The following is a 20,828-nucleotide window of genomic DNA, read 5'->3' on the forward strand; positions in this document are numbered from 1 at the left end:
AGATCATCCTCCACGAGAGCCAGGGCGAGATCCATCCCGGCGGTCACGCCCGCCGAGGACCAGGCGTTGCCATCGTGCACGAAAATCGGGTCGCTTTAGACACTGACCCGGCGAAACTCGCGAGCGAGTTGCGCGGTGTACGCCGCGGGGCCGCCCCCCTCCCCCCACCTCCCGGCTCCTCGGTGGGCCCTGCCCCCCCCCCCGGCGCCCGGGGCGCGGGGGGTGGACAGTGGGATCGGGCGTCGGCATTCTGCCCGTTGGCACGAGAAGACCGCCTGCCCCCGCCGGCGAAGCCCGAGAAGGGCGTTGTGCAGCAGGGCCTTTATGCGTGGGCCCGCAGCGCGGCGATCAGCCATTCGGCGCCCGGGACCATCGGGGGACGGGCCGGCCAGCCGTTGATGATGCCGAGCAGCGACCAGTAACGCTCGACCCGGCGATCGGTGAATGTGGCCAGTTGATCCGCGAGGGCGGCTCGGTCGGTGTCCGCCGGAACCGCTCGGTCGAGTATGCCGGCCCCTTCCTCGGATTCAGGTGCGATATCGGCTTCGACAGCGGTGGTTCCGGCGCTCATGTCGACCTCCGGGATCTGCGCCTCGCCGCGGGCGCCGGTGACCGCCATTTCCCGGCAGCGCTCGCGGAAACCCTGGTCGCGGACCAGTTCGGCCAGTTCGATCCAGGCGTCGACCTGTTCGGGTGACGGATCGTCGGGCAGGGTCGCGGGCATCGATCGCATGCCGTTGGCGATATGGGCGCCGGGGGCGTCCGGTTCGATACCCGCGAACGCTTCGTCGACGAAATCGTCGATGATCCGCTGGCGTTCGGCGGCGGACAGGGTGGCGAGTTCGTGCATGATTCTCAACTCCTCGGTGGTGCTGTTGCGTTGTGCGACGGATCGCAGGACCGCGCGTCGTACCCGCAGCGTGCGGATCTCGGCGTCCAGAGCGCGTGCGTGCGCGGCCGCCACTTCCGCCAGACTGGTCTGTCGTTCCACCACCGCGCGCACGGTGGCCGTATCGAGGTCCAGTTCGCGCAGCGTGTGTACCAGTTCGAGCCGGGCGACGGCTTCGGTGTCGTACAGCCGGTACCCGGTGGGGCTGCGGGTGGTGGGTGGCACCAGACCCGCATCCGACCAGAACCGGATGGTCCTGGCGTCGAGGCCGGTGCGCTGTGCCAGCCGGCCGATGGTGAACAAGGTGTCGCGGTCGGTCACGAGTACAGCGTGAACCTTCCAGCGGGTGGAAGGTCAAGCCCTGCCGCGCGCGCGGCCCGGCCGTCATCGGTGGAGCGGAATCAGTGCTGGTGGGCGCCGGTTCGGCGGCCGAACTCGCGCACGACGGCGGTGGACGCGGTGGCGGCGATATCGTCGACCCACGCCGGGATCGGGGCGGCGCGTGCGATGTAGTCGCGGACCAGGCCGTAGGGGATGGCTTTGATCGCGGCGGTGGCGACGGTCATACCGAATTCGTCGGCGATGCCGAACTCCGCGGTCACGGCGTCACGTATGGCGGCATTCATCTCGTCGTTGACGGTGGCTATCGCGGCTTTCAGATCGTCCGGTCCGGTATCGAGCAGTTCGTCGCGGTGGAACATCTTCATCGCGCGTGCCTCGGTAGGGTGCTCGCGGCAATAGCGCGGCAGGTACGCCGCGGCGGCGAGCAGTGGGTCCGGTCCGGACAGTGCGTCGATGAGCCCGGCCTGGAAGCGGCGGATCGAGCGGAGCCACAGACGGGCGAGCAGTTCGTCGCGGGAGGCGAAACGTACGTAGATCGATCCGGTGTGCACGCCGGAGGCGGCGCTGATCGCGGCGATTCCCGGCCGGGTGATCGCGGGGTCGGCGAGTAGGTCGCGGGCTGCGTCGAGGACCTGATCATCGGTGAAACGCCGGGGTCTTGCCACCGGGTCAGTTTAGGACATAGTTTTAGAATATGGATTCAAAAACTAGGGTTCCGGTGGTCGGCGGCCTGCTCGTGTTCATCGGGTCGGTTCATACCGCCATGGGGATCGTCGTCTGGGCGACGCAGGACCAGGACTCCGAACTGTCCTTCTGGTTCACCGCATTCGGTGTCCTCGCCGTCGGTTTGGGGATCGCGGTCCTCGAGGTCGAGCGGGCCCGCGGATTCGTGACCGCGCCGATCCTCGCCGCCATTGCGGTACTGGCCGCCTTCGGGCTGGTCTACATGCCCGTTTCGGGTTTCCTCAGCCTGCTCCTGCCCCTCGCATTCGGTGCGGTCGGCTGGAGCAGACGCCACACGGTGGCTCGGGTCGCGACCTGAGAGCCCGGTTCGCGACGCGCGGCGTGCCGGGGATAGTGGTGTCGTGCGGCGATAGCAGGCGAGGTGCCGGTGTTCCGCCGAGGCCGGCATATCGTCCGCTGAACTGTGCGGTCGCTCTCTTCGTCCAGAGCGCGGGCGGAGGGAGCGACCGCAGGTGCCCTGGACGGCAACGGCGGCTCAGAACGCGAGGGAGGCCCAGGGAATGTCGATCGGGAAGGGGTATCCGAACTGCACTCCTGCCTCGTTCGCGGGTGTCCATTCGCCGACCAGCCGGTAGTCGGATCGGTGCAGCGGGCGGACGCCTTCGGGCAGCGTGGCGACACCGGTTTCCAGCCCGTACGCCCGGATCTTGGCGATGGCGCTGACATCCCGTTGAAGAGTTACTTCCCAATACCAGACGATGCCTGCGGCGGCGTACCGGCTCTTCTCGGCCTCGATATCGGTTTGTGTATTGGATGGTGACAACACCTCGCCGACCAGCACCGTATCGGCGGCTCGAACATCCTGGTATGAGGGAATGCACCGGTGCACGAGGAAGTCCGGAGTGAGGAAATCCGACTTTCCACTCGTTCCCAGAAAAACGTTGGTTTCGGATTCGACCTCCCAGCACTGTTCGGGACGCATGGACATGTCCACGCGTGAACAGCGCTCGATCTCGTTCACCAGACGACGAGTGAACTTCTGGTGTTCGCGAGGTCCGCGCCGCAACCACACCACGCGGCCCTCCCAGAGTTCGATCTGATCGGCGATCTCCTCGGGTAGCCGCTCCAGTTCCTCCCAAGTCATGTATTCGGGGAGGTCGGGCTTCTCGATCCGAGACGAGGACATGGGTCAATCGTATGCGGAGAACAGGCCGCCGAGCAGCTGTGTAGCGATTCGAAACACCGGGAGCCTCGTGTTCACAGGCCGCCGATTCCCTTCCCTACGACAACTGCGCCCATGACGACCAGAACGATCGCCATCATCACGTGGTTGTTGTCCTGCAACCACGTCCGTACCCGGTCCAGCGGGGCGCGCAGCCGGTCCGCGGCCAGGGTGTAGCCGAGGATCACGAACAGCACGCTGGACGCGGCCAGCACCGTGAACACGATGACAGCGACCACCTGCCCGCCGACACTGGTACCGCTGGACCCGATCACCACGCCGGCCGACAGGCACAGCAGCAGGTTCTTCGGGTTCACCGCGGAGAGCAGCGCACCCAATTCGGCCGCCCGCCGCACGGTCAGTGTGTCGATGGCGCTCATCCAGCCGGGTATCGCGGTATCGGCGCGAGACCGCCACTGCGCCGCGGCCAGCCCCAGCAGCAGTATGCCGAGCACGATCTTCACCCACGCTCCCGCCGCCGACGGTTCCCGATCACCTCCGCCGCCCAGCGGACCGGCCAGCAACACCACGATCACGGTGGCGGCCGCGATACCGGCGACCCAGCCGACCGCGAACCCGCGCCCGGCTGTGCCGGCATCGGCCGACAGGATCATCAGGATCGCGGCGATCATCGGGATGGGGGAGAGTGCCACCCCGACCGCCAGCGGGAGCAGATCACCGATCACAGTGCCCATCTGCTGGACAGTAGGACACAGCTCCGGTTCACAGCCCTCGCTGCACTGCTGCGCCTTCGTGTCGTTGGCGCATCGTGACCCAGGGCGCTGCGCTGGGCATCGTACGGGGCTCGGCTGCCGGGTCAGCCGAGGACTGCGGTCAAGTCGAGGCGGGTGAGGCGGGCAGGGTCGGCGAGGATGTCGATGGCGGTGATGCGCTCGCCGGTGACGGTGAAGCCGAGCACGGAGAACGGGGTGCCGTCGAGGGTGTTGACCAGGCCCGCGCCGCCGTTGACCACAGCGGGGTGGATGGTGCAGGTGGTGGCCATGCGCCGGAAGGTTTCGGCCTGGCCGGCGACGGCGGCGGCGCCACGGATCACGCGCATCGTTTCGCCCGCATCCGCGCGCAGAACGACATCGGGGTCGAGCAAGCGGAGTAGTTCGTCGAAGTCGCCACCGCGGGCGGCGGCGAGGAAAGCGTCGACGACGCGGCGTTGCCGGGGCAGGCCCGGGCTCGGGGTGGCGCCCTGGACCCGGCGGCGCGCCTGGCTGGCGAGCTTCTTCGCGGTTTGCGGGGTGCGGTCGACGATCGGCGCTATCTGCTCGTACGGCATGGCGAACATATCGTGCAGGACAAAGGCAAGCCGCTCGGCGGGGCTCAGCGAATCCAGCACGACCAGGAGTGCCAGTCCGACAGAATCCGCCAGCACCGCTTCGTTTTCCGGGTCGAGCGTGGTCTCGCTGACGATCACCGGGTCGGGTAGATGCTCGGTCTCCAGAGGTTGCTCGTGGCGGGTCTTGCGGCTGCGGAGCATATCCAGGCACACCCGTCCGACGACCGTGGTCAGCCAGCCGCCCATATTGCCGACCTCCGAGGTGTCGGTGCGGGCCAGGCGCAGCCATGTCTCCTGCACCGCATCGTCGGCGTCGGTGAGCGAGCCGAGCATGCGGTAGGCGACCGCGCGCAGGTGGGTGCGGTGCTCTTCGAAACGGTCGGCCAGGAACTGGTCGTCGTGCACGGGATCCTCCTCGATTCGTCCTGTACCGATGACGGATCGGCGGCTGTGGACGTGACTGCATCATTGCGTGGCCGCTTTCCTGGCGGTGTATCGGATCGCAGTACGGGTGGTCTCCGGACCTGCCGCCGACCGCGACGTTCCTCCGGGAACAGGTTTCTACCAGCGGGTTTTCCCGTTGCGGTCACGTTGTCGTTCCGCCGTACGTCAATGCGGCAGACCACGAACCGTGGCCGCCGAACGCTCGGCGGCAGGCGGCCGCTCAGCAGTCACCGAAGGGAATCAGAATCATGGAGCCGACAGAAGTGCACGGAACCGTCGCCGACGGATACGAAGAGGTGCGCCGTGAATTCGCCGCAGTCGTCGCCGAGGAGAACGGCGAATCCGGCGCACAGCTGGCCGCCTGTGTCCGCGGCCGGCGGGTCGTCGACCTGTGGGCGGGCCCGGAGGTCGACGCCTCGACATTGACCGGCCTGCATTCGACGTCCAAAGGGGCAGCGGGCCTGGTGGTCGCCTTGCTGATCCAGGACGGTGTGCTCGATATCGACCGCACGGTCGCCCACTATTGGCCGCGGTTCGCCGCCGCGGGTAAGCAGCGGATCACGGTCCGCGACGTCCTCGTGCACCGCTGCGGCATCATCGGCGCCGACGGCGGTTTCACCCTCGCCGAACTGGCCGACGAACAACTCATCGCCGAACGGCTGGTGGGGCAGCGGCCGTACTTCGAACCGGGTACGGTGCACGGTTACGGCGGATTCGTCACCTACGCCATCGTCGGCCAGGTGGTGCGCGCGGTGACCGGCAGTACCGTCCAGGAGCTGTTCGAGCAGCGTATTCGTGCCCCGTACGGGTTGGACGTGTACCTGGGCCTGCCCGCGGAACTGGATCACCGGTACCTGCCGATCCGGCCCTGGCGAGCGAGCCCGGAGATGGCCGCCGCGTTCGCCGCGAACTCACCGAATCCGCACGGGATGGCCGGGATCTCCTACAACCTCAACGCCCGCGGCTTCACCGCCGCCGACGTCATGGCACTGCCCAACGACCCGGCCCTGCGCCGGCTCGGCCAAGCCTCGGCCGGCGGCGTCGGCAGTGCGAACGGACTGGCCGCGATGTATGCGGCGGCCGTCACCGGTATCGACGGCCGGGAACCGCTGCTGACCCTGGACACGATCGCCACCATCTCCGCGATCCATTCCAGCGGAACTGATCTGGTACGTGGCGACCGCGCACCGTACGCACTGGGATTCGAGGCCAAAAGTCTGCTGTACCCGTTCCTCGGTGCGCATGCCTTCGGGCATACCGGGTCCGCGGGCTCGGACGGGTTCGCGGACCCGCACAGCGGTCTCGCCTACGGCTACACCCGCCGCCGCGCCGCCTTCGCTTTCAACGCACCCGAAAATGCCCGGCTGGCAGCGGTCATCCACCGCGCGGCGACCGAAGCCGGTTTCGCAGCGGCCGCCTGACACCCCCCACCCTTTCCCGGCTATCGAGGAGTAGTACAACCATGTCCACTCGCACCACTTCGCTGCTGAAGTCCCGCGGCCTGAAACTCGCGCGCTGGGTTCCCGTGGCGGCCGTTCTGGCCGAAACCGCGGTCGGCGCCTACTGGGACCTCGCCCGGATCTCCTACGTCCGCGACTCGTTCGACCATCTCGGCTACCCGATGTACTTCGCCACGATGCTCGGCGTCGCCAAAACCGCCGCGCTCGCCGCAATCCTCACCCCCGGCCACCCCCGCACCAAGGAATGGGCCTACGCCGGACTGGTCTTCGTGTACGGCGGCGCCGCCACCTCCCATCTCGCCGCCGGCGACGGCCCGGACAAATGGGTGATGCCGCTGGCCTTCGCCGCCTGCACCTTCGCCGCTCGCGCCTGGCTGCCGCAGGGCACCTCGACGACGGCCGGGCTGCGAGTGCTCGGCGGGAGCCGCGGTCCCCAACCCGCCTGACCGGTCGACCACCACCGATTCACCACAACAGAGAGGAAACGAACAGTTATGAACGCGAACACCACACAGCAGACCGATACCTCCCGCCTGCCGAACCCGCAGCAGCTCGTCCCGGCACTGGGCGAGGTCGGCGCGGCGCTGTTCAAGGCCACTGGCAACGGTGCGATCCCACGGGCCACGATCGGCCTGGTCCAGTTGCGCGCCGGACAGCTCACCGGCAGCACCTACCTGGCCATCCTGCACGCCGGTAACCTGCGCGGGGCCGGCGAATCCGAGGAACGTATCGCCGCGGTCGCCACCTGGCGTGACGCGCCCTATTTCACCGAGGCCGAACGGGCGGCGCTGGCCCTGGTGGAGGCGGTACTGCAACCGGCACCGCACGGTGAACGCGTACCCGACGAGCTCTATGCCGGTGTCGCCGAACACTACGACGACACGGCCCTGGCGACTCTGGCGATGGCCATCGGGCAGGTGAACTTCTTCGTCCCGCTGGCCCTCATCGGTAAACCGCTGCCCGGCCGGCCGCCGGCCGAACAGTGGACGCCGGTACCGGCCCGGCAGTTCTGAACCACCGGCTGCGGGGCCGGGGCAATTATTGCCCCGGCCCCGCGCGTCCGGTGCCCCCGTCCGGGTTCCGCTGCTGGACCACGGGCTCGGCCGGCCCGAGGAACCGCGGTGTGCTCATATGGCCCCCGTCGCGCGCGGGCTTCGCGATCGAACAGGGATGCGGGAAAGCCGGCAGATGCCGTGGCCCAGGTCGTAGCCTCGAAACCATGACATCGAGCGATCGGACCGGCGTGGTCCGTGCCGGCCGGTGCTCCCGGCAGCAGGAACAAGACATGCGGCGGGAACATCAGCGAGGTAGCCGCGGCGGTTGCGGCGAGATCGGCCCCGCTCGCGTCGCCGGAGCACGCAGTCGGCACACCAGGGCGGTCGACGACGGCGGGGCAAGCGAGCAGCGATGACAGGGCGGCGGCGTTTCACCGGGGTCATCGCCCCGATTCTGGTCGCCGGTGTGCTGGCCGCGTGCGCGCCCGGCCCGGGCACGGATCCGGCGGGTCGCACTTCGGACGAACCTCCGGCCGCCTCTCCTTCTTCTTCGCCGGACGGGGCGATCACAACCATCACGACAGACCTCGCCGCGCCCTGGTCGGTCGCGTTCTACGGGGACACCGCGCTGGTGAGCGAACGGGATTCGGCGCGCATTCTCGAACTCGATGCCCAGGGGGACCCGCGCGAGGCCGGGGTGATCGCGGGGGTCGCGCCGGCGGGTGAGGGGGGCCTGCTGGGTATCGCCGTGCGCGAGGACAGCCTCTACGCCTATTACACGGCCGGCGGCGAGAACCGGATCGAACGATACGACCTCACCGGGGAGCCGGGCAGTCTCGGCCTCGGAGACGGGGAAATACTGCTGGACGGTATCCCGGCCGCCAGGTTCCACAACGGTGGCCGGATCGCTTTCGGTCCCGACGGGATGCTGTATGCCACTGTCGGCGATGCCGGGGACCGCGGCAGCGCGCAGGACCGTAATGCACCCACCGGCAAAATTCTGCGGATGAGCCCGGACGGGCGGGCGCCCGAGGACAACCCTTTCCCCGGGTCTCTGGTCTACAGCTACGGGCACCGCAATCCCCAGGGCCTGGCGTGGTCCGCGGACGGCACCCTGTATTCGAGCGAGTTCGGGCAGGACACCTGGGATGAGCTCAATGTGATCGAACCCGGCGGCAACTACGGCTGGCCCGAGGTGGAAGGTATCGCCGGCCGCGCGGGTTTCCTCGACCCGGTTCAGCAGTGGCGGCCGGACGAAGCGAGCCCCAGTGGTATGGCGATCAGCGGCGGCGCCATCCACCTCGCGAACCTGCGGGGCGAACGGCTGCGGCAGATCCCGCTCGACGGTCTCGCCACCTCGACCGAACATCTCGTCGGCGAGTACGGGCGTCTGCGTGATGTCACCATCGCCCCGGACGGTTCGCTATGGGTGCTGACCAACAACACCGACGGTCGCGGCGACCCGGCCCCCGGCGACGACCGTATCCTGCGCGTGGAGTTCGGCAACTGACGACCGCGAGACGGTTCTGGATTTCGGGGGACACCGGTACGGTAGCCCTTGTCCACCTGCGGATCTCGTAGGGGTCTGCCTCGGGCGAGGCATCGAGTTACTCGAACGAGGTATGGGAATGCTGGACGGGGTACGAGCGACGGTGCTGGTGGCGGCGACCGTGGCCACGGGTTTCATGGCGGGGGTTTTCGGCACCTATTCGCTGGCGGTCATGCCCGGGCTGCGGTCGACGGACGACCGGACGTTCATCGGATCATTCCAGGCCATGGACCGGGCGCTGGTGAATCCCCTGTTCCTGCTGGTCTTCATGGGTGCACTCGTCCTGTCGGTGGCGGCGGTGCTGCTGCAACTCGGCCAGGGACGATCGTCAGTTCTCCTGTGGACGGCGGTCGCGGCGGTGCTCTACCTGGTGGCGGTTGTGGTCACCGTGGCGGTGCATCTGCCGCTCAACGACGCGCTGAAAGCTGCCGGCGCGCCGGCGGAGATGGCGGATCCCGCGGCGGTGCGGGCGGCGTTCGACGAGGCGCGGTGGGTGACGTGGAATTACGTCCGCGTGGTGACGAGCGGAGTGGCGTTCGCTTGCCTGGCGTGGGCGCTGGTGCAGTGGGGACGGGTGCAGGCGGCCGGTTGACCGCATGCCGGTAGCCCGGCGCGGATCGACGCGCGTTGCGGCGGTTTCCGTTGGTCCGGCGGCCGGATTCGTGCCGTCCGTGACGAGTGTCCGCAGCTGTCGGCGGTGCCCTCTGGCTCCGGGGAGAGGCTATTCGTAGCGGACGGTGACCGACGGGGTATCGGGTACCGCCTGGCAGGTGAGGATGTAGCCCTCCTCGAGATCGTCGTCGGTGAGGGCGTCGTTGACCCGCATGGTGGCCTTGCCTTCGGTGAGTTTGGCCATGCAGGTGGCGCAGTTACCGGATTCGCAGGAGAACGGGGGAGTCAAGCCGGCCCGGCGGGCGCTTTCGAGGAGGGTTTCGCCGTCGCGGCGAGGCACGGATTTCTTCTTCCGGTTGATGAAGATGGTGACCGTGCCCTGTTCGGTCTCCGCGGGATCCGGTGACGAGGCGGTGGGGGCCGAAACCGGCTGGGTGGCCGGAGGTTCGGTAGCCGGGGCCGCGGTGGGCGGTGCGGGTTGTGCGGGGGCGGCGCCACCGAAGCGTTCCGAGAAGATCCGGCCCGGCCCGGGGAGTGCGTTCTCCACCAGTTCCATGAACGGTTCGGGGCCGCAGATATAGGCGTCCCCAGTGGTGTGCTCGCCGACGAATTCGCGGACCTTCGTCGCATCCACGTACCCGTGTTCGTCGTCGCGGTGCCGGACGACGGTCAACCGGTCCGGATACTTCGCCGCCAGTTCGTCCAGGGCGGCTTCGAAGATGGCCGAAGGGCGGTCGCGGTCGGCGCACAGCAGCCGGACCGTACGGCCGGTGCTTGCCAGGGTGCTCTTGGCCAGCGAGATGATGGGGGTGATACCGCTGCCGCCGGAGAAACCGAGCACCGGGACATCGCCTTCACGCAGGCAGAACCGGCCGGTGGGCACGGTCAGTTCGACCTCGTCGCCCTCGCTGAGGTTGTCGTGCATCCAGTTCGACACCGCCCCGCCGGGGACACGTTTGACCGTGGTCATGAACTCGGTATCGGTTTCGGGGGCGCTGGACATCGAGTACGACCGGAACAGCGGTTTGCCGTCGACGATGACCTTGAAGGTGCAGAACTGACCGGCCTGATAGGAGAACGGCCCGTCCTCCGGTTCCAGCACGAAGGTGCGGGTATCGGGTGTTTCCTTGACGATCCGGGTCACCTTCGCGCGCCGGAACATCGGTGGTCTCGCCATGGTCGCCTCCTTCTGGTATTAAGATTCTATCCAGGCGAGAATAGTATTCTCAAATTCGGATAGGAACAGCGATGAAGTGCTATCGGATCGGGGGCGGCGGCAGATGAGTGAGGCCATAGTCCCCGCGGGGGTTCCCGAGCCCACAGTCCCCGCAGGTGGCGAGGCGGCTGCCGCGCCCGCGGGTGCGCCCGGGGCGGCAGCGTCGGCAGGGCGGACGGAGCCCACCGTCCTCGCATTCGAGGAAAACGAGTACACCCGCGCCGATCTGGACGCCATGGCCGACGGCTTGGCCGAGGCGCTGGCGGCGCGCGGGGTCCGGCCCGGCGAGCGGGTGGCGTTGATGTCGTCCAACCGGCCCGAATTCGTGACCGCGGTACTGGCGATATGGCGGCTGGGGGCTGCGGTGGTGCTGCTGAGCCCGGCCTGGAAGGACACCGAGGTCGCACACGCGCTCGAGATCACCGGCGCCCGCCACGCCGTCGGCGATCATCCGGTACTCGCCGGCCTCAGCGAAATGGTGTCGCTGGACGATCCGCTGCCCGCCGTCACCCGCACATTCGGCACTCCCGACCCCGCCGCCGACGCCGTCCTCGTATTCAGTTCGGGCACCACCGGTTTGCCCAAGGCGGTGCGACATACGCACGGGTCCTTCGCGGCGGCGGTGCGGCACTGGCAGGACGCGCTCGGGTTGGGCCCCGGCGATCGGATCCAGGTCGCGACCCCGCCCTCGCATATCCTCGGCATCCTCAATATCGTCACCGCCCTCGAAACCGGCTGCTGGGTGCGGTTGCATCGCCGGTTCGACCTGCAGAAAGTGCTCGCGCATATCCAATCCGACCGGATCACCATCGAGATGGCGGTCGCGCCGATCGCCTTGGCCATGGCGCAGTATCCGGACCTGGAGTCCTACGACCTGTCCTCGCTCCGCTACATCATGTGGGGCGCGACGCCGGTGACGGCCAGCGTCGCCGAAACCGTGACCCGCCGGACCGGCGTCACCTGGCTCCCCGCATACGGGGCGAGCGAACTACCGGTGATCGCGTGCAGTCCGCTCGACGGGCCGCGACTGGACAGTGTGGGCAAGGCCGTGCCCGGAGTCGAGGTGCGGGTGGTATCGCTGGACGACGGCACACCGGTCGCCCCGGGAGAAGACGGCGAAATCCAGCTGCGCGCGGCGTCGGTGATGGCCGGGTATCTGCCCGAATCCGCGACCGCGGCCGCGTTCGACGACGGCTGGTACCGCACCGGTGATGTCGGGAATCTGGACGCCGGCGGCTGGCTGCGGCTCACCGACCGGTCCAAGGAAATGATCAAGGTCCGCGGATTCCAGGTGGCGCCCGCGGAGATCGAAACCGTCCTGCACGGCCATGACGCGGTGTCGGACTGTGCGGTGTTCGGTGTCCCCGACGGGGCGAACGGGGAGGCGATCGTGGCCGCGGTCGCGACCGCGGCGCCCGTCACGGCCGATGAGCTGATGGCCACGGTCGAACAGCGGCTGGCCGGCTACAAGCGGTTGCGGCAGGTGCTGTTCGTGGACGAAATCCCGCGCCTGCCGTCCGGCAAGGTGCTGCGGCGAGTGCTGAAGGAGCGTTATGGACGTCCGGCTGACGAGTGAACAGCGGCAACTCCGGGACGCGGCCGCGAAACTGGCCGACGAGCTGGGGCCCGGTTCGGTTCTGGACCTTGCCGACGAGAAACGCCGGGCCCGGCTCGAGGACGCGGTGGCGGCGACCGGGTTCCGGGATCTGCGGTCCGACGGCGCCTCCGGGGTCGAGGTGGCGCTGGTCGCCGAGGAATTCGGGCGCGGGCTGGTGGATGTCGCGCTGCTCGGGCCGGTACTCGCCGATGATCTGCACGGCCGGTCCGACGGCGAGACGGCACGGTGGACGATCGCGGTGGAGGGGAACGCGATCGACGCCCGCGGTAGCGACCGGGTGCTGAAACTGGCGGACGGACGGCTGCTGGCCGGATATGTCGGTGATTCTCTTCCCGGGGCCGACCTCACCCGCGGTACCGCCGCCGCCGTCGGCCCGTGGGAGCCGCGCGGGGATATCTCCGACGCCCACCGCGACCGCTGGCAGGCGCTGGCGCTCACCATCACCTGCGCCGATCTGGTCGGTGCGGCGCGCGGTGCGCAGCGGCTCGCGGTGGAGTACGCGAAAATGCGGGAGCAATACGGCAATTCGATCGGCTCCTATCAAGCGGTGGCCCATCTGCTGGCCGACAGCGAGGCCCTGATCGAGGGGTCGATCAGCGTGCTGTGGCATGCCGCCTGGGCCGTCGACGAACTCGACCCGGCCGAAGCGCTGCGCGCGGCACGGATCGCCAAGATCTACGCCGCCCGTGCCACCCGCACCGTCTGCGAAACCGCCATCCAGGTGCACGGCGGAATCGGCAACACCTGGGAATGCCTGGCCCACGTGTATCTGCGGCGGGCCCTGGTGTCCACCGAACTGTTTCCCGTACGCCTGGAGGAGGCCGGTCGTGGACTATCGTGATTCCCCGGAAGAAGCAGCATTCCGGCAGCGGCTGCGCGACTGGCTCGCCGGCGTCGCGGGTAAGTACCCCACCTCAGGCGACGAGTACTGGGCGCGGCAAGGTGAATGGCATGCCGAGCTGTACCGGGCCGGATTCTTCGGATTGTCCTGGCCGCGCGAGTACGGCGGCCAGGATCTGCCACCGGTCTACGACGTGATCCTGGACGAAGAACTGGCCATCGCGGGCGCACCGCCACGACCGAGCCTGGGCTATCTGATCCAAGGGCTGGGCCGGCACGCGAGCCCCGAACTTTGCCGCCGGTTCCTGCCCGGCATGATCGACGGCAGCCAGCGCTGGTGCCAGGGATTCAGCGAACCGGGCGCCGGATCGGACCTCGCCGCACTCACCACCACCGCCACCCGCGAAGGTGACGAGTATGTGATCCACGGGCACAAGATCTGGACCAGCTATTCCGATATCGCCGATTGGTGTCTGCTGCTGGCCCGCACCGACCCGGAAGCGCCCCGGCACAAAGGTATCTCGGCGTTCGTCATCGCCATGAAACAGCCCGGTGTGCAGCAGCGGCCGCTGGAAATGATGAGCGGTGTGACGACCGAGTTCGGTCAGGTGCTGTTCGACGGCGCGCGCGTCCCCGCCGGCCAGATGGTGGGTGCGCCCGGCGAAGGCTGGAAACTCGCGATGACCGTGGTCGGGCACGAACGTGAACCCTCCACTCTGGGCTATGCCGCGCGGTACGGAAAACTGGTGCGGCAGCTGGCCGCCCGGGTGGAAGGCCGGACGCCCGACGAACTGGCCTGGGCCGCGGTGCAATCGGAGATGCTGCGGCTACACGTACGCCGCCGTCTGTCCGAACAGCTCGACGGCGTCACCCACGGACCGCAGGGCTCCCTGGACAAACTGCTCATGACCTGGGTCGACCAAGCGGTCGGGCATGCCGCCCTCACCGTCGCCGGAACCGGTGACCAGGAGATGTTCGGTTCCTACCTGTACAGCCGCGCGCAGAGCGTGATGGGCGGGACCTCGCAGATCCAGAAGAACATCATCGCCGCACGCATCCTCGGATTGGGAGTCTGAAATGTACGATCTGCCACCGGAAATCGACGTCCGGGCCGACGGTCCGCTGCGTATCGTCACCTTGAACCGGCCGGACGCGCTCAATGCCGTGAACGATGCCCTGCACACCGGGCTGGCGCGGCTGTGGCCGCGGCTGTCCGAGGACCCCGAAGTGCGGGCTGTGGTGCTCACCGGTGCCGGAAAGGCGTTCTCGGCGGGTGGTGATTTCAACTATCTCGAAGAGCTCGGCCGGGATACGGTGCTGCGCGAGAAGACCATTGCGCACGGCCGCGATATCGTCCTCGGGATGGCGCGCTGCCGGGTCCCGGTGGTGGCCGCGGTCAACGGCCCCGCCGTGGGTCTGGGCTGTAGCCTGGTCTCGCTCAGCGATATCGTCTACATGGCCGAAAGCGCCTATCTCGCCGACCCGCACGTTCAAGTGGGATTGGTCGCCGCCGACGGGGGGCCACTGACCTGGCCGCTGCACACCAGCCTGTTGCTGGCGAAGGAATACGCCCTCACCGGTGCCCGTATCCCCGCCGAACGCGCCCGGGAAATGGGGCTGGCCAACCACGTCGTCAGCGATCCGATGGCCGAGGCACTGGCCTGCGCGAAACGGATCGCGGAAATGCCCCGCCAGGCTGTCGAGGCGACCAAGCGGGTTTTGAACATGCAGTTGGAGAAGGCCGTGCTCACCTCCCTGGACTACGCGCTCACCGCGGAGTACCAGTCCTTCCAGACCGACGATTTCCACACCACGATCACCCGGCTCACCTCGGGAAAGAAGTAGCGTCCGGTACCGCTCCACTGCAGAACGCCGGAATCAGAGCAGGTTCCAGCGGGTGGCTCCGTGGGGCTCCGCGGTGGCGACCCCCACCACCGAGCGTGGCGCCAGGTAGTACAGGTGCCAGGGCGGCGGGCCTGCGCTCGGCGCGTTGAACGGCGCGGTGAAGGCCGCGCCCTGGACCTCGACCGGCCACCCGTGCTCGCGATAGTAGGCGGCGACACGCTCCAGGGTGGCGGGGTCGGTGACGATCACGGCCGTGCCCTCGGCGACCACATCGATACCCTCGAGCTGGGCCGTAACAGTGCAGTACGGTTGCGCGGCGAGATTGCGGGACTTACGGGTGGACGGCCCGCTCACGAAATAGAACCCGTCGTCCATCCACACGGCGCCGATACCGTTCGTATGCGGGCGCCCGTTCGGGCAGCACGTGCTGAGAAAGGCAGTGGACCCGGGGTCGGCCACATAGTTCGCCAGGGCGTCGGCGGCCCGCGACCACGGCAGCGGGGCGTTTCCGTAGCCGTCCAGATTGATGGTGTCGATCGGCATGATGTACCTCCACACGGTCGGGTACATCTACAGACCGATCCCGGGCCGGAATCTCATCGGCGGAGATCGTGCCGCCACCGAATCCCGCCCCGGAATGCGGAGCCCTGTGGCAATGGTGTTGCGCCGACCGGCGCCGATGCGTTGAACAGTGCGGTGAAACGCCGGCCGGTCGACCTCGTCCGCGTCCTCAGCGGGTGGCGAGTAGCGACTCCGAGCGTTGGATCGTGCCGGTGATCCCGGTGGCGTTCTGCGCGGCGAGCAGGGCCGCGGCCCGGCCCATCGTCTCGGGCGGTTCCACCATCTCGGCCGGGATATCGCCGCCGCCCGACGCGCGCCAGCCTTCGGTGAGTACGACGCGCGACGGGCTGAGACAGTTCACCGCGATATTGTCCGGCCGTAGATCCGCGGACAGCCCCAGGTACAGACGTTCCACCGCGGCCTTGGACACCCAGTAGGCGTTGGCGCCCCGATCGGTCATACCGACCCCGGTGGTCGTGACAGCGATGAGTGCGCCGCCGCCGCGGGCACGGATATGCGGAATCACCTCGCGGGTCACCAGGAAAACTCCGGTCAGGTTGACATCCAGGCACAGCTGCCAGCGTTTGAGTGGAGTGCTCTCCACCGGGCCCAGCCACAGCACGCCGGCGTTCGCGACGAGGATATCGAGCCCGCCGAATTCGGCAACGGCCGCGGATACCGCCTCGCGTACCGAATCCTCGCGGGTCACATCGCAGGGCACCGCGAGTGCGCGGCCACCCGCGGCTTCGATTCGCGCGGCCACTTCATGGATCGTTCCCGCGACCCGCCCGGTCTCCTCCGACCGGGCGGCCACGGCGACGGCCGCGCCCTGCTGTGCCAGCGTCTCGGCGATGGCGGCGCCGATCCCGCGGCTGGCGCCGGCGACGAACGCGACCCTGCCCGCGAGCGGGCCGTTGCGCGTCACCGGAAGCGAGCTGTTTCCGGCCTCGCCGTGGCTCGGTTGCGTGGTACTCACTTCGGTGGGAACCGCAGGGCGCCGTCGAGGCGGATGACCTCGCCGTTGAGATAGTCGTTCTCCACGATCGACTGCACCAGCTGCCCGTATTCCGGCGAACGGCCCATCCGCTTCGGGAACGGGATCTGCGGCGACCAGTACTGTTCCAGCTGGTCGGCGGCCTTGCCGTAGGCAGGGGTGTTGAAGGTGCCGGGTGCGATGGTGACCACCCGGATGCCCAGCGGGGACAGGTCGCGGGCCGCGACCAGGGTCATCCCGATAACGCCACCTTTGGCGGCCGAGTAGGGGAGCTGCCCGATCTGGCCTTCATAACCCGCGACAGACGCGGTGTTCACGATGACGCCGCGGGAACCTTCCTCGGTGGGGTCGGATTCCGCGATCGCCGCGGCGGACAGCCGCATGACGTTGAAAACCGCGGTCAGATAGAACTCGATGGTGGTGCGGAATCCGTCGAGCGCCAGAGGGGAGCCGTCCTTGCCCACCAGTCGCCCGCCGCTGGCGGGGCCGCCGTGGGTATCGACGGAGATACGCAGCGGGCCGAGGGATTTCGCTTCCTCGATGGCCGCCTGAACCGACTCTTCGCTGGTCGCGTCGGTATGCACATATCGGATGCCGAGTTCGCCGGCCAGTTCTTTGCCCTTGTCGTCGGCGACATCGGCCACCACGACTTTTGCTCCGGCGGCGTGCAGTCGCCGGACGGTCGCCTCGCCGAGCCCGCCCGTACCGCCGACGACAATCGCCGAACTTCCCTGGATCTGCATAGCGCTACCCTCTCTTGCGATTATCGCTCTCAGATTGAGAGAATACTATTCTCATGTATATCGGCAAGATCGTCGACGTGGCGGAAACTGGAGTGAACTGATGCCCGAAGCCGTGATCGTATCCGCGCTGCGTACCCCGATCGGTACCGCCGTGAAGGGAACTCTGCGCGAAACCACCGCCTTCGACCTCGCCCATCACGTGGTCGAAGCGACGACAAAACAGCTGGAAACCGATGCTCCGGTCGACGACCTGATCCTCGGGGAGGGGCGCTACGGCGGCGGTGTGATCGCCCGCCACGCCGCGATCACCGCCGGGCTCACCGGCGTACCCGGCCTGGCGCACAACCGGCACTGCGCGGCCGGGATGGCCTCCGTGCAGACCGCGGCCGCCGGAATCCGGGCCGGAATGGACCGGCTGGTACTGGCGGGCGGTGTCAACGCCGATTCCACCGGGCCCAAGGCCCGGTTCCGGGTCGGGCCCGACGAATGGGTGGATCCGTGGACCTCGCCCTCGCACCCGGATCGCCCCGACGCACCGAACCTCGATATGTCCATCACCGTCGGCTGGAACGCCGCGGTGAAATCCGGGATCACCCGCGAGGAGCTGGACGCCTGGGCGCTGCGGTCGCACCGCAATGCCGTCGCCGCGATCGACGAGGGCCGATTCGACGACGAAATCGTACCGATCGACACCCCGTTCGGCCAGTTCGCCGTGGACGAGCATCCCCGCCGCTCCACCACCATGGAGAAGCTGGCCTCGCTGAAGGTCCTGCACCCCGAAATCGAAGGGTTCTCGATCACCGCCGGCAATGCGGCCGGTGCCAACGACGGCGCCGCACTGCTCACCGTCGCCAGCGACGAACTGGGCCTGCCGGCCCTGGCCACCATCCGATCCTGGGCCTCGGTGGGCGTCGACCCCGCCGATACCGGCCTCGCCCCGATCGAAGCGATCACCAAGGCCGCGCACAAGGCCGGGATCTCGCTGAGCGATGTGAAACTCTTCGAGATCAACGAGGCCTTCGCCTCGGTGCCCATCGCGGCCGTACGCGCCCTGGACCTGAACCCCGACCTGGTGAACGTGAACGGCAGCGGCTGCTCGCTGGGGCATCCGGTGGCCGCCACGGGAGCCCGAATGATTGTCACGACCGTTCACGAATTGCGCCGCCGCGGTGGTGGACTCGCGATCGTGGCGATGTGTGCCGGTGGTGGTATGGGTTCGGCGACCGTGCTCGAGGTCGCCGCTCCGTGACGACTCGGCCCCGGACCTCGGCGCCCCGGTTCGTGGACCTCGGCACCGTGGTTCGTGGACCGAGACAACGCGGTCCCCGGACTGGCCGCCGCCGTTCCGGGGAACCGGCGCCCGAACCCGTCCGGCACGGCAACGGAGACAGGCGACTGCGGCCGGATACAGGATCGGGTGCCGCCGAACGTCTGGCGTTTCTGGCAGGCCCCAGCGCGGAGTGACGTGGAGGAGTGAAGGAGTGCAGAATCCAGGCCGAGACGGTGCCGGACCGCATAGCGCCGGAATCGGCGCCATGGAGCCGACGGCGTTGATCGCCGCCGCGCGAGCCGGATCGGTGCGCGCGGCGGGCCGGCTGCTCACGCTGATCGAAGGGGAGCGCCGCGACGAGGTATTGGGGCTCCTCGAGCCCGCGACGGTCCGGGTGGTGGGGTTCACCGGTCCGCCCGGCGCCGGTAAATCCACCACCATCGCCGCGGTGGTCACGGCCTACCGGGCGAAAGGGGTGCAGGTGGCCGTGCTGGCCGTGGACCCGTCCTCCCCGTACAGCGGCGGCGCCCTGCTCGGCGACCGGATCCGGATGGCCGCCCATATCGACGACCCGCAGGTACTTATCCGGTCCATGGCCACGCGCGGGCATCTGGGTGGGCTGTCGGCGGCGGTACCGGCGGCCATCCGATTACTGGCCGCGCTGGCCTACGACCTCGTGGTCATCGAATCGGTCGGCGTCGGCCAATCGGAGATCGAGATCGCCGCGGTAGCCGACCCCACAATCGTGGTCCTCACCCCGGGCGCCGGTGATGCGGTGCAGGCGGCGAAAGCCGGACTGCTCGAGGTCGCCGATCTGCTGGTGGTGAACAAGGCCGACCGCCCCGGCGCCGATCAGACCGTCCGTGAATTGCGCGCCGAATCCGCGGCGCCCATCCTCACCGCGGTCGCCGCCGACGGCACCGGGATACCGGAATTGGTCGCGGCCGTCGACGCTCACCACCGCGCCGATACCGCCGCCCGGCGGGCCGCCCGGGCCCGGTCGCAGATCCTGTCGCTGGTCTACACAAGACTGCGTTCCCACCCCGACCTCACCAACCTCGCCGAGGCCGTCGCCGCCGGTCGCTGCGATCCTTACACCGCCGCAGAACTCCTCTCCCCGAGACCCGCGGCGCTGCGACAGGAGCCCACGGCGCGCGTGGAAGACGTAGCCGCGGGCTGAGAACCGCCGCAACCGCGGATCAAAGGTATGTACCCGGTGGGTGTGCCCGATGATGGGGCATGTGAATGCTCCTGCGCCCGGACCTGTTTTCGATGTGTTCGCCGTGTTGAACGGCACGGTGGACCTGCGGTCCTATCCGCGTCGGAACCTCGTGCTCAGCGTCCATACGGCCGGCGGCGGAGTTCTCTTCGGAGCGGCCGCCTACCAGCGCGCTGTTTTCGAACCCATCGTTCACCTGGTCAACGCGATCGAACTGCTCGAATCCCAGGGCTGGCAACTGGTCAGCGTGACCGATCGCAACATCGAGAGCGTGTACTACACAATGGCTTTCATGCGCAGAGTCTGAATTATCCGATATCGGGCGCAGTTGCCCGGGGCGGCCCGACCCTGCCGGCCGGCTCCGGCATCGGCGCGAGCGGGGTCACGGCCGGCTACTCGGTCCGGCGGCCCACCGGCGTGGTTGTGAATATCTGCCCTTCCCTTACAGGTGCCGCGGCGCAGACGGGCAGGTTGTTCACCGGTCGTCGGTGGTGAACACCTCGGCTGCACCGTGCTCGCGGTACCCGGGTGCAGCTGGGCGCGCAGCGGCGAATGCACCCCATCGGCCGCGAGTACGGCGGATCCGGTGTACTCGTCCCCGCCGGTGGTGCGGACGGTGACGCTGCTTCCTTCGTCGCGGGCCGACGCCACCCGGGCGCCGGTGATGATCGAGCCCTCCGGGAGCCGCGCGGTGGCGGCGGTGTACAGCATCATCTGGAGCTGTCCGCGGTGCACGGAGAACTGCTGAACCGCGCCACCGAAACTGCGGCGCGCCAGTTCGACACCGTCCTGGGTGAGGTACAGCGACTGCGAGGTGGGGATGGCGAAAGATGCCAGGTCATCGCGCAGGCCGAGCTCGCCGAGCGCGTCGGCGGCCGCGGGCTGCAAGTTGATGCCGACGCCGAGAGGCTGGAGCTGCCCGGCGGCCTCCAGCACCGTTACCCGCAGGCCACGGGCGTGCAGCGCGAGGGCGGCGGTGAGTCCGGCTATACCGGCTCCTGCGATGAGAACGTCGGTGTGTCCTGTGCCGGTCATTG

At 68.5% G+C, this 20,828-nt stretch carries 23 protein-coding genes; 13 read left to right on the top strand and 10 right to left on the bottom strand.

What is annotated here, in order from left to right; translation table 11 throughout:
* Positions 1 to 322: 322 nt before the first annotated feature.
* On the bottom strand, positions 323 to 1,210 hold the full coding sequence (locus QH196_RS10555) for a MerR family transcriptional regulator (RefSeq protein ID WP_280415586.1): 888 nt from the start codon (positions 1,208 to 1,210) through the stop codon (positions 323 to 325).
* Between the two features lie 80 nt (positions 1,211 to 1,290).
* A complete protein-coding gene (locus tag QH196_RS10560; RefSeq protein WP_280415587.1) occupies positions 1,291 to 1,896 on the bottom strand; it encodes a TetR/AcrR family transcriptional regulator in 606 nt (201 codons plus the stop codon).
* A gap of 29 nt (positions 1,897 to 1,925) precedes the next feature.
* Between QH196_RS10560 and QH196_RS10565 the strand changes: the two genes are divergently transcribed.
* Positions 1,926 to 2,273: a DUF6463 family protein gene (locus QH196_RS10565; protein WP_280415588.1), complete on the top strand. Its 348-nt coding sequence runs from the start codon at positions 1,926 to 1,928 to the stop codon at positions 2,271 to 2,273.
* A 177-nt stretch (positions 2,274 to 2,450) separates the two neighbouring features.
* Here QH196_RS10565 and QH196_RS10570 read toward each other — a convergent pair whose 3' ends face one another.
* The 3 genes from QH196_RS10570 to QH196_RS10580 all read right to left on the bottom strand — a co-directional run bounded on the left by QH196_RS10570 (position 2,451) and on the right by QH196_RS10580 (position 4,830).
* Positions 2,451 to 3,101, bottom strand: a complete 651-nt coding sequence (locus QH196_RS10570; protein ID WP_280415589.1) for a Uma2 family endonuclease — start codon at positions 3,099 to 3,101, stop codon at positions 2,451 to 2,453.
* A 71-nt stretch (positions 3,102 to 3,172) separates the two neighbouring features.
* Positions 3,173 to 3,832, bottom strand: coding sequence for a GAP family protein (locus QH196_RS10575; RefSeq protein ID WP_280415590.1), 660 nt, complete (start codon positions 3,830 to 3,832; stop codon positions 3,173 to 3,175).
* Positions 3,833 to 3,954: 122 nt separating this feature from the next.
* Positions 3,955 to 4,830 carry a sigma-70 family RNA polymerase sigma factor gene (locus tag QH196_RS10580; RefSeq protein ID WP_280415591.1) on the bottom strand — a complete coding sequence of 292 codons (876 nt, stop codon included), beginning with the start codon at positions 4,828 to 4,830 and terminating at the stop codon, positions 3,955 to 3,957.
* Between the two features lie 287 nt (positions 4,831 to 5,117).
* Here QH196_RS10580 and QH196_RS10585 point away from each other — a divergent pair, with 287 nt between their 5' ends.
* The 5 genes from QH196_RS10585 to QH196_RS10605 all read left to right on the top strand — a co-directional run bounded on the left by QH196_RS10585 (position 5,118) and on the right by QH196_RS10605 (position 9,465).
* Positions 5,118 to 6,290 carry a serine hydrolase domain-containing protein gene (locus QH196_RS10585; protein WP_280415592.1) on the top strand — a complete coding sequence of 391 codons (1,173 nt, stop codon included), beginning with the start codon at positions 5,118 to 5,120 and terminating at the stop codon, positions 6,288 to 6,290.
* A 41-nt stretch (positions 6,291 to 6,331) separates the two neighbouring features.
* Positions 6,332 to 6,775, top strand: a complete 444-nt coding sequence (locus tag QH196_RS10590) for a DoxX family protein (RefSeq protein ID WP_280415593.1) — start codon at positions 6,332 to 6,334, stop codon at positions 6,773 to 6,775.
* Between the two features lie 48 nt (positions 6,776 to 6,823).
* A complete protein-coding gene (locus QH196_RS10595; RefSeq protein ID WP_280415594.1) occupies positions 6,824 to 7,342 on the top strand; it encodes a carboxymuconolactone decarboxylase family protein in 519 nt (172 codons plus the stop codon).
* Between the two features lie 394 nt (positions 7,343 to 7,736).
* Positions 7,737 to 8,834 (top strand): PQQ-dependent sugar dehydrogenase, encoded by a 1,098-nt coding sequence (locus QH196_RS10600; protein WP_280415595.1) that lies wholly within the window; start codon positions 7,737 to 7,739, stop codon positions 8,832 to 8,834.
* A gap of 112 nt (positions 8,835 to 8,946) precedes the next feature.
* Positions 8,947 to 9,465, top strand: coding sequence for a DUF1772 domain-containing protein (locus tag QH196_RS10605; protein WP_280415596.1), 519 nt, complete (start codon positions 8,947 to 8,949; stop codon positions 9,463 to 9,465).
* 129 nt (positions 9,466 to 9,594) lie between these two features.
* Here the strand turns inward: QH196_RS10605 and QH196_RS10610 are convergent, their stop codons facing one another.
* A complete protein-coding gene (locus QH196_RS10610; protein ID WP_280415597.1) occupies positions 9,595 to 10,662 on the bottom strand; it encodes a ferredoxin--NADP reductase in 1,068 nt (355 codons plus the stop codon).
* A gap of 103 nt (positions 10,663 to 10,765) precedes the next feature.
* Between QH196_RS10610 and QH196_RS10615 the strand changes: the two genes are divergently transcribed.
* From QH196_RS10615 to QH196_RS10630, 4 genes are read left to right on the top strand one after another with little or no spacing between them, the layout of a single operon-like run.
* On the top strand, positions 10,766 to 12,277 hold the full coding sequence (locus QH196_RS10615) for a class I adenylate-forming enzyme family protein (protein WP_280415598.1): 1,512 nt from the start codon (positions 10,766 to 10,768) through the stop codon (positions 12,275 to 12,277).
* On the top strand, positions 12,255 to 13,160 hold the full coding sequence (locus QH196_RS10620) for an acyl-CoA dehydrogenase family protein (protein WP_280415599.1): 906 nt from the start codon (positions 12,255 to 12,257) through the stop codon (positions 13,158 to 13,160). Before QH196_RS10615 ends, QH196_RS10620 begins: the two co-directional genes overlap by 23 nt.
* Positions 13,147 to 14,235 carry an acyl-CoA dehydrogenase family protein gene (locus QH196_RS10625; protein WP_280415600.1) on the top strand — a complete coding sequence of 363 codons (1,089 nt, stop codon included), beginning with the start codon at positions 13,147 to 13,149 and terminating at the stop codon, positions 14,233 to 14,235. The genes QH196_RS10620 and QH196_RS10625 overlap by 14 nt, the downstream gene beginning before the upstream one ends.
* Before the next feature lies 1 nt (position 14,236).
* Positions 14,237 to 15,004: an enoyl-CoA hydratase/isomerase family protein gene (locus QH196_RS10630; protein ID WP_280415601.1), complete on the top strand. Its 768-nt coding sequence runs from the start codon at positions 14,237 to 14,239 to the stop codon at positions 15,002 to 15,004.
* A gap of 33 nt (positions 15,005 to 15,037) precedes the next feature.
* Here the strand turns inward: QH196_RS10630 and QH196_RS10635 are convergent, their stop codons facing one another.
* The 3 genes from QH196_RS10635 to QH196_RS10645 all read right to left on the bottom strand — a co-directional run bounded on the left by QH196_RS10635 (position 15,038) and on the right by QH196_RS10645 (position 17,302).
* The gene (locus QH196_RS10635; protein ID WP_280415602.1) at positions 15,038 to 15,547 is read right to left on the bottom strand and encodes a pyridoxamine 5'-phosphate oxidase family protein; all 510 of its coding nucleotides are present in this window, start codon (positions 15,545 to 15,547) and stop codon (positions 15,038 to 15,040) included.
* A 187-nt stretch (positions 15,548 to 15,734) separates the two neighbouring features.
* The gene (locus QH196_RS10640; protein WP_280415613.1) at positions 15,735 to 16,490 is read right to left on the bottom strand and encodes an SDR family NAD(P)-dependent oxidoreductase; all 756 of its coding nucleotides are present in this window, start codon (positions 16,488 to 16,490) and stop codon (positions 15,735 to 15,737) included.
* Positions 16,491 to 16,537: 47 nt separating this feature from the next.
* Complete coding sequence (locus tag QH196_RS10645) at positions 16,538 to 17,302, bottom strand: SDR family NAD(P)-dependent oxidoreductase (RefSeq protein ID WP_033245741.1); 765 nt, start codon at positions 17,300 to 17,302, stop codon at positions 16,538 to 16,540.
* Positions 17,303 to 17,402: 100 nt separating this feature from the next.
* Here QH196_RS10645 and QH196_RS10650 point away from each other — a divergent pair, with 100 nt between their 5' ends.
* The 3 genes from QH196_RS10650 (at position 17,403) to QH196_RS10660 (ending at position 20,098) form a co-directional block, all read left to right on the top strand.
* On the top strand, positions 17,403 to 18,551 hold the full coding sequence (locus tag QH196_RS10650; RefSeq protein ID WP_280415603.1) for a thiolase family protein: 1,149 nt from the start codon (positions 17,403 to 17,405) through the stop codon (positions 18,549 to 18,551).
* 286 nt (positions 18,552 to 18,837) lie between these two features.
* Positions 18,838 to 19,752 (top strand): methylmalonyl Co-A mutase-associated GTPase MeaB, encoded by a 915-nt coding sequence (gene meaB / locus QH196_RS10655; protein WP_280415614.1) that lies wholly within the window; start codon positions 18,838 to 18,840, stop codon positions 19,750 to 19,752.
* Positions 19,753 to 19,813: 61 nt separating this feature from the next.
* A complete protein-coding gene (locus QH196_RS10660) occupies positions 19,814 to 20,098 on the top strand; it encodes a hypothetical protein (protein WP_280415604.1) in 285 nt (94 codons plus the stop codon).
* On the opposite strand, the gene QH196_RS10665 is transcribed toward QH196_RS10660, so the two are convergent.
* Positions 20,068 to 20,826, bottom strand: coding sequence for an FAD-dependent oxidoreductase (locus QH196_RS10665; protein WP_280415605.1), 759 nt, complete (start codon positions 20,824 to 20,826; stop codon positions 20,068 to 20,070). The two genes, QH196_RS10660 and QH196_RS10665, sit on opposite strands and share 31 nt — an antisense overlap.
* Positions 20,827 to 20,828 lie beyond the last annotated feature (2 nt).

The sequence above is a fragment of the Nocardia carnea genome (assembly GCF_029868325.1).
GTDB lineage: Bacteria > Actinomycetota > Actinomycetes > Mycobacteriales > Mycobacteriaceae > Nocardia > Nocardia carnea_C.

Excerpts from the sequence above, each read along its gene's own strand:
- QH196_RS10585 (WP_280415592.1), top strand. The coding sequence starts at position 5,118 with ATGGAGCCGACAGAAGTGCACGGAACCGTCGCCGACGGATACGAAGAG.
- QH196_RS10565 (WP_280415588.1), top strand. The coding sequence starts at position 1,926 with ATGGATTCAAAAACTAGGGTTCCGGTGGTCGGCGGCCTGCTCGTGTTC.
- QH196_RS10575 (WP_280415590.1), bottom strand. The coding sequence starts at position 3,832 with ATGGGCACTGTGATCGGTGATCTGCTCCCGCTGGCGGTCGGGGTGGCA.
- QH196_RS10635 (WP_280415602.1), bottom strand. The coding sequence starts at position 15,547 with ATGCCGATCGACACCATCAATCTGGACGGCTACGGAAACGCCCCGCTG.
- QH196_RS10630 (WP_280415601.1), top strand. The coding sequence starts at position 14,237 with ATGTACGATCTGCCACCGGAAATCGACGTCCGGGCCGACGGTCCGCTG.
- QH196_RS10605 (WP_280415596.1), top strand. The coding sequence starts at position 8,947 with ATGGGAATGCTGGACGGGGTACGAGCGACGGTGCTGGTGGCGGCGACC.
- QH196_RS10615 (WP_280415598.1), top strand. The coding sequence starts at position 10,766 with ATGAGTGAGGCCATAGTCCCCGCGGGGGTTCCCGAGCCCACAGTCCCC.
- QH196_RS10645 (WP_033245741.1), bottom strand. The coding sequence starts at position 17,302 with ATGCAGATCCAGGGAAGTTCGGCGATTGTCGTCGGCGGTACGGGCGGG.
- QH196_RS10650 (WP_280415603.1), top strand. The coding sequence starts at position 17,403 with ATGCCCGAAGCCGTGATCGTATCCGCGCTGCGTACCCCGATCGGTACC.
- meaB (WP_280415614.1), top strand. The coding sequence starts at position 18,838 with ATGGAGCCGACGGCGTTGATCGCCGCCGCGCGAGCCGGATCGGTGCGC.
- QH196_RS10595 (WP_280415594.1), top strand. The coding sequence starts at position 6,824 with ATGAACGCGAACACCACACAGCAGACCGATACCTCCCGCCTGCCGAAC.
- QH196_RS10600 (WP_280415595.1), top strand. The coding sequence starts at position 7,737 with ATGACAGGGCGGCGGCGTTTCACCGGGGTCATCGCCCCGATTCTGGTC.
- QH196_RS10620 (WP_280415599.1), top strand. The coding sequence starts at position 12,255 with ATGGACGTCCGGCTGACGAGTGAACAGCGGCAACTCCGGGACGCGGCC.
- QH196_RS10570 (WP_280415589.1), bottom strand. The coding sequence starts at position 3,101 with ATGTCCTCGTCTCGGATCGAGAAGCCCGACCTCCCCGAATACATGACT.
- QH196_RS10665 (WP_280415605.1), bottom strand. The coding sequence starts at position 20,826 with ATGACCGGCACAGGACACACCGACGTTCTCATCGCAGGAGCCGGTATA.
- QH196_RS10610 (WP_280415597.1), bottom strand. The coding sequence starts at position 10,662 with ATGGCGAGACCACCGATGTTCCGGCGCGCGAAGGTGACCCGGATCGTC.
- QH196_RS10590 (WP_280415593.1), top strand. The coding sequence starts at position 6,332 with ATGTCCACTCGCACCACTTCGCTGCTGAAGTCCCGCGGCCTGAAACTC.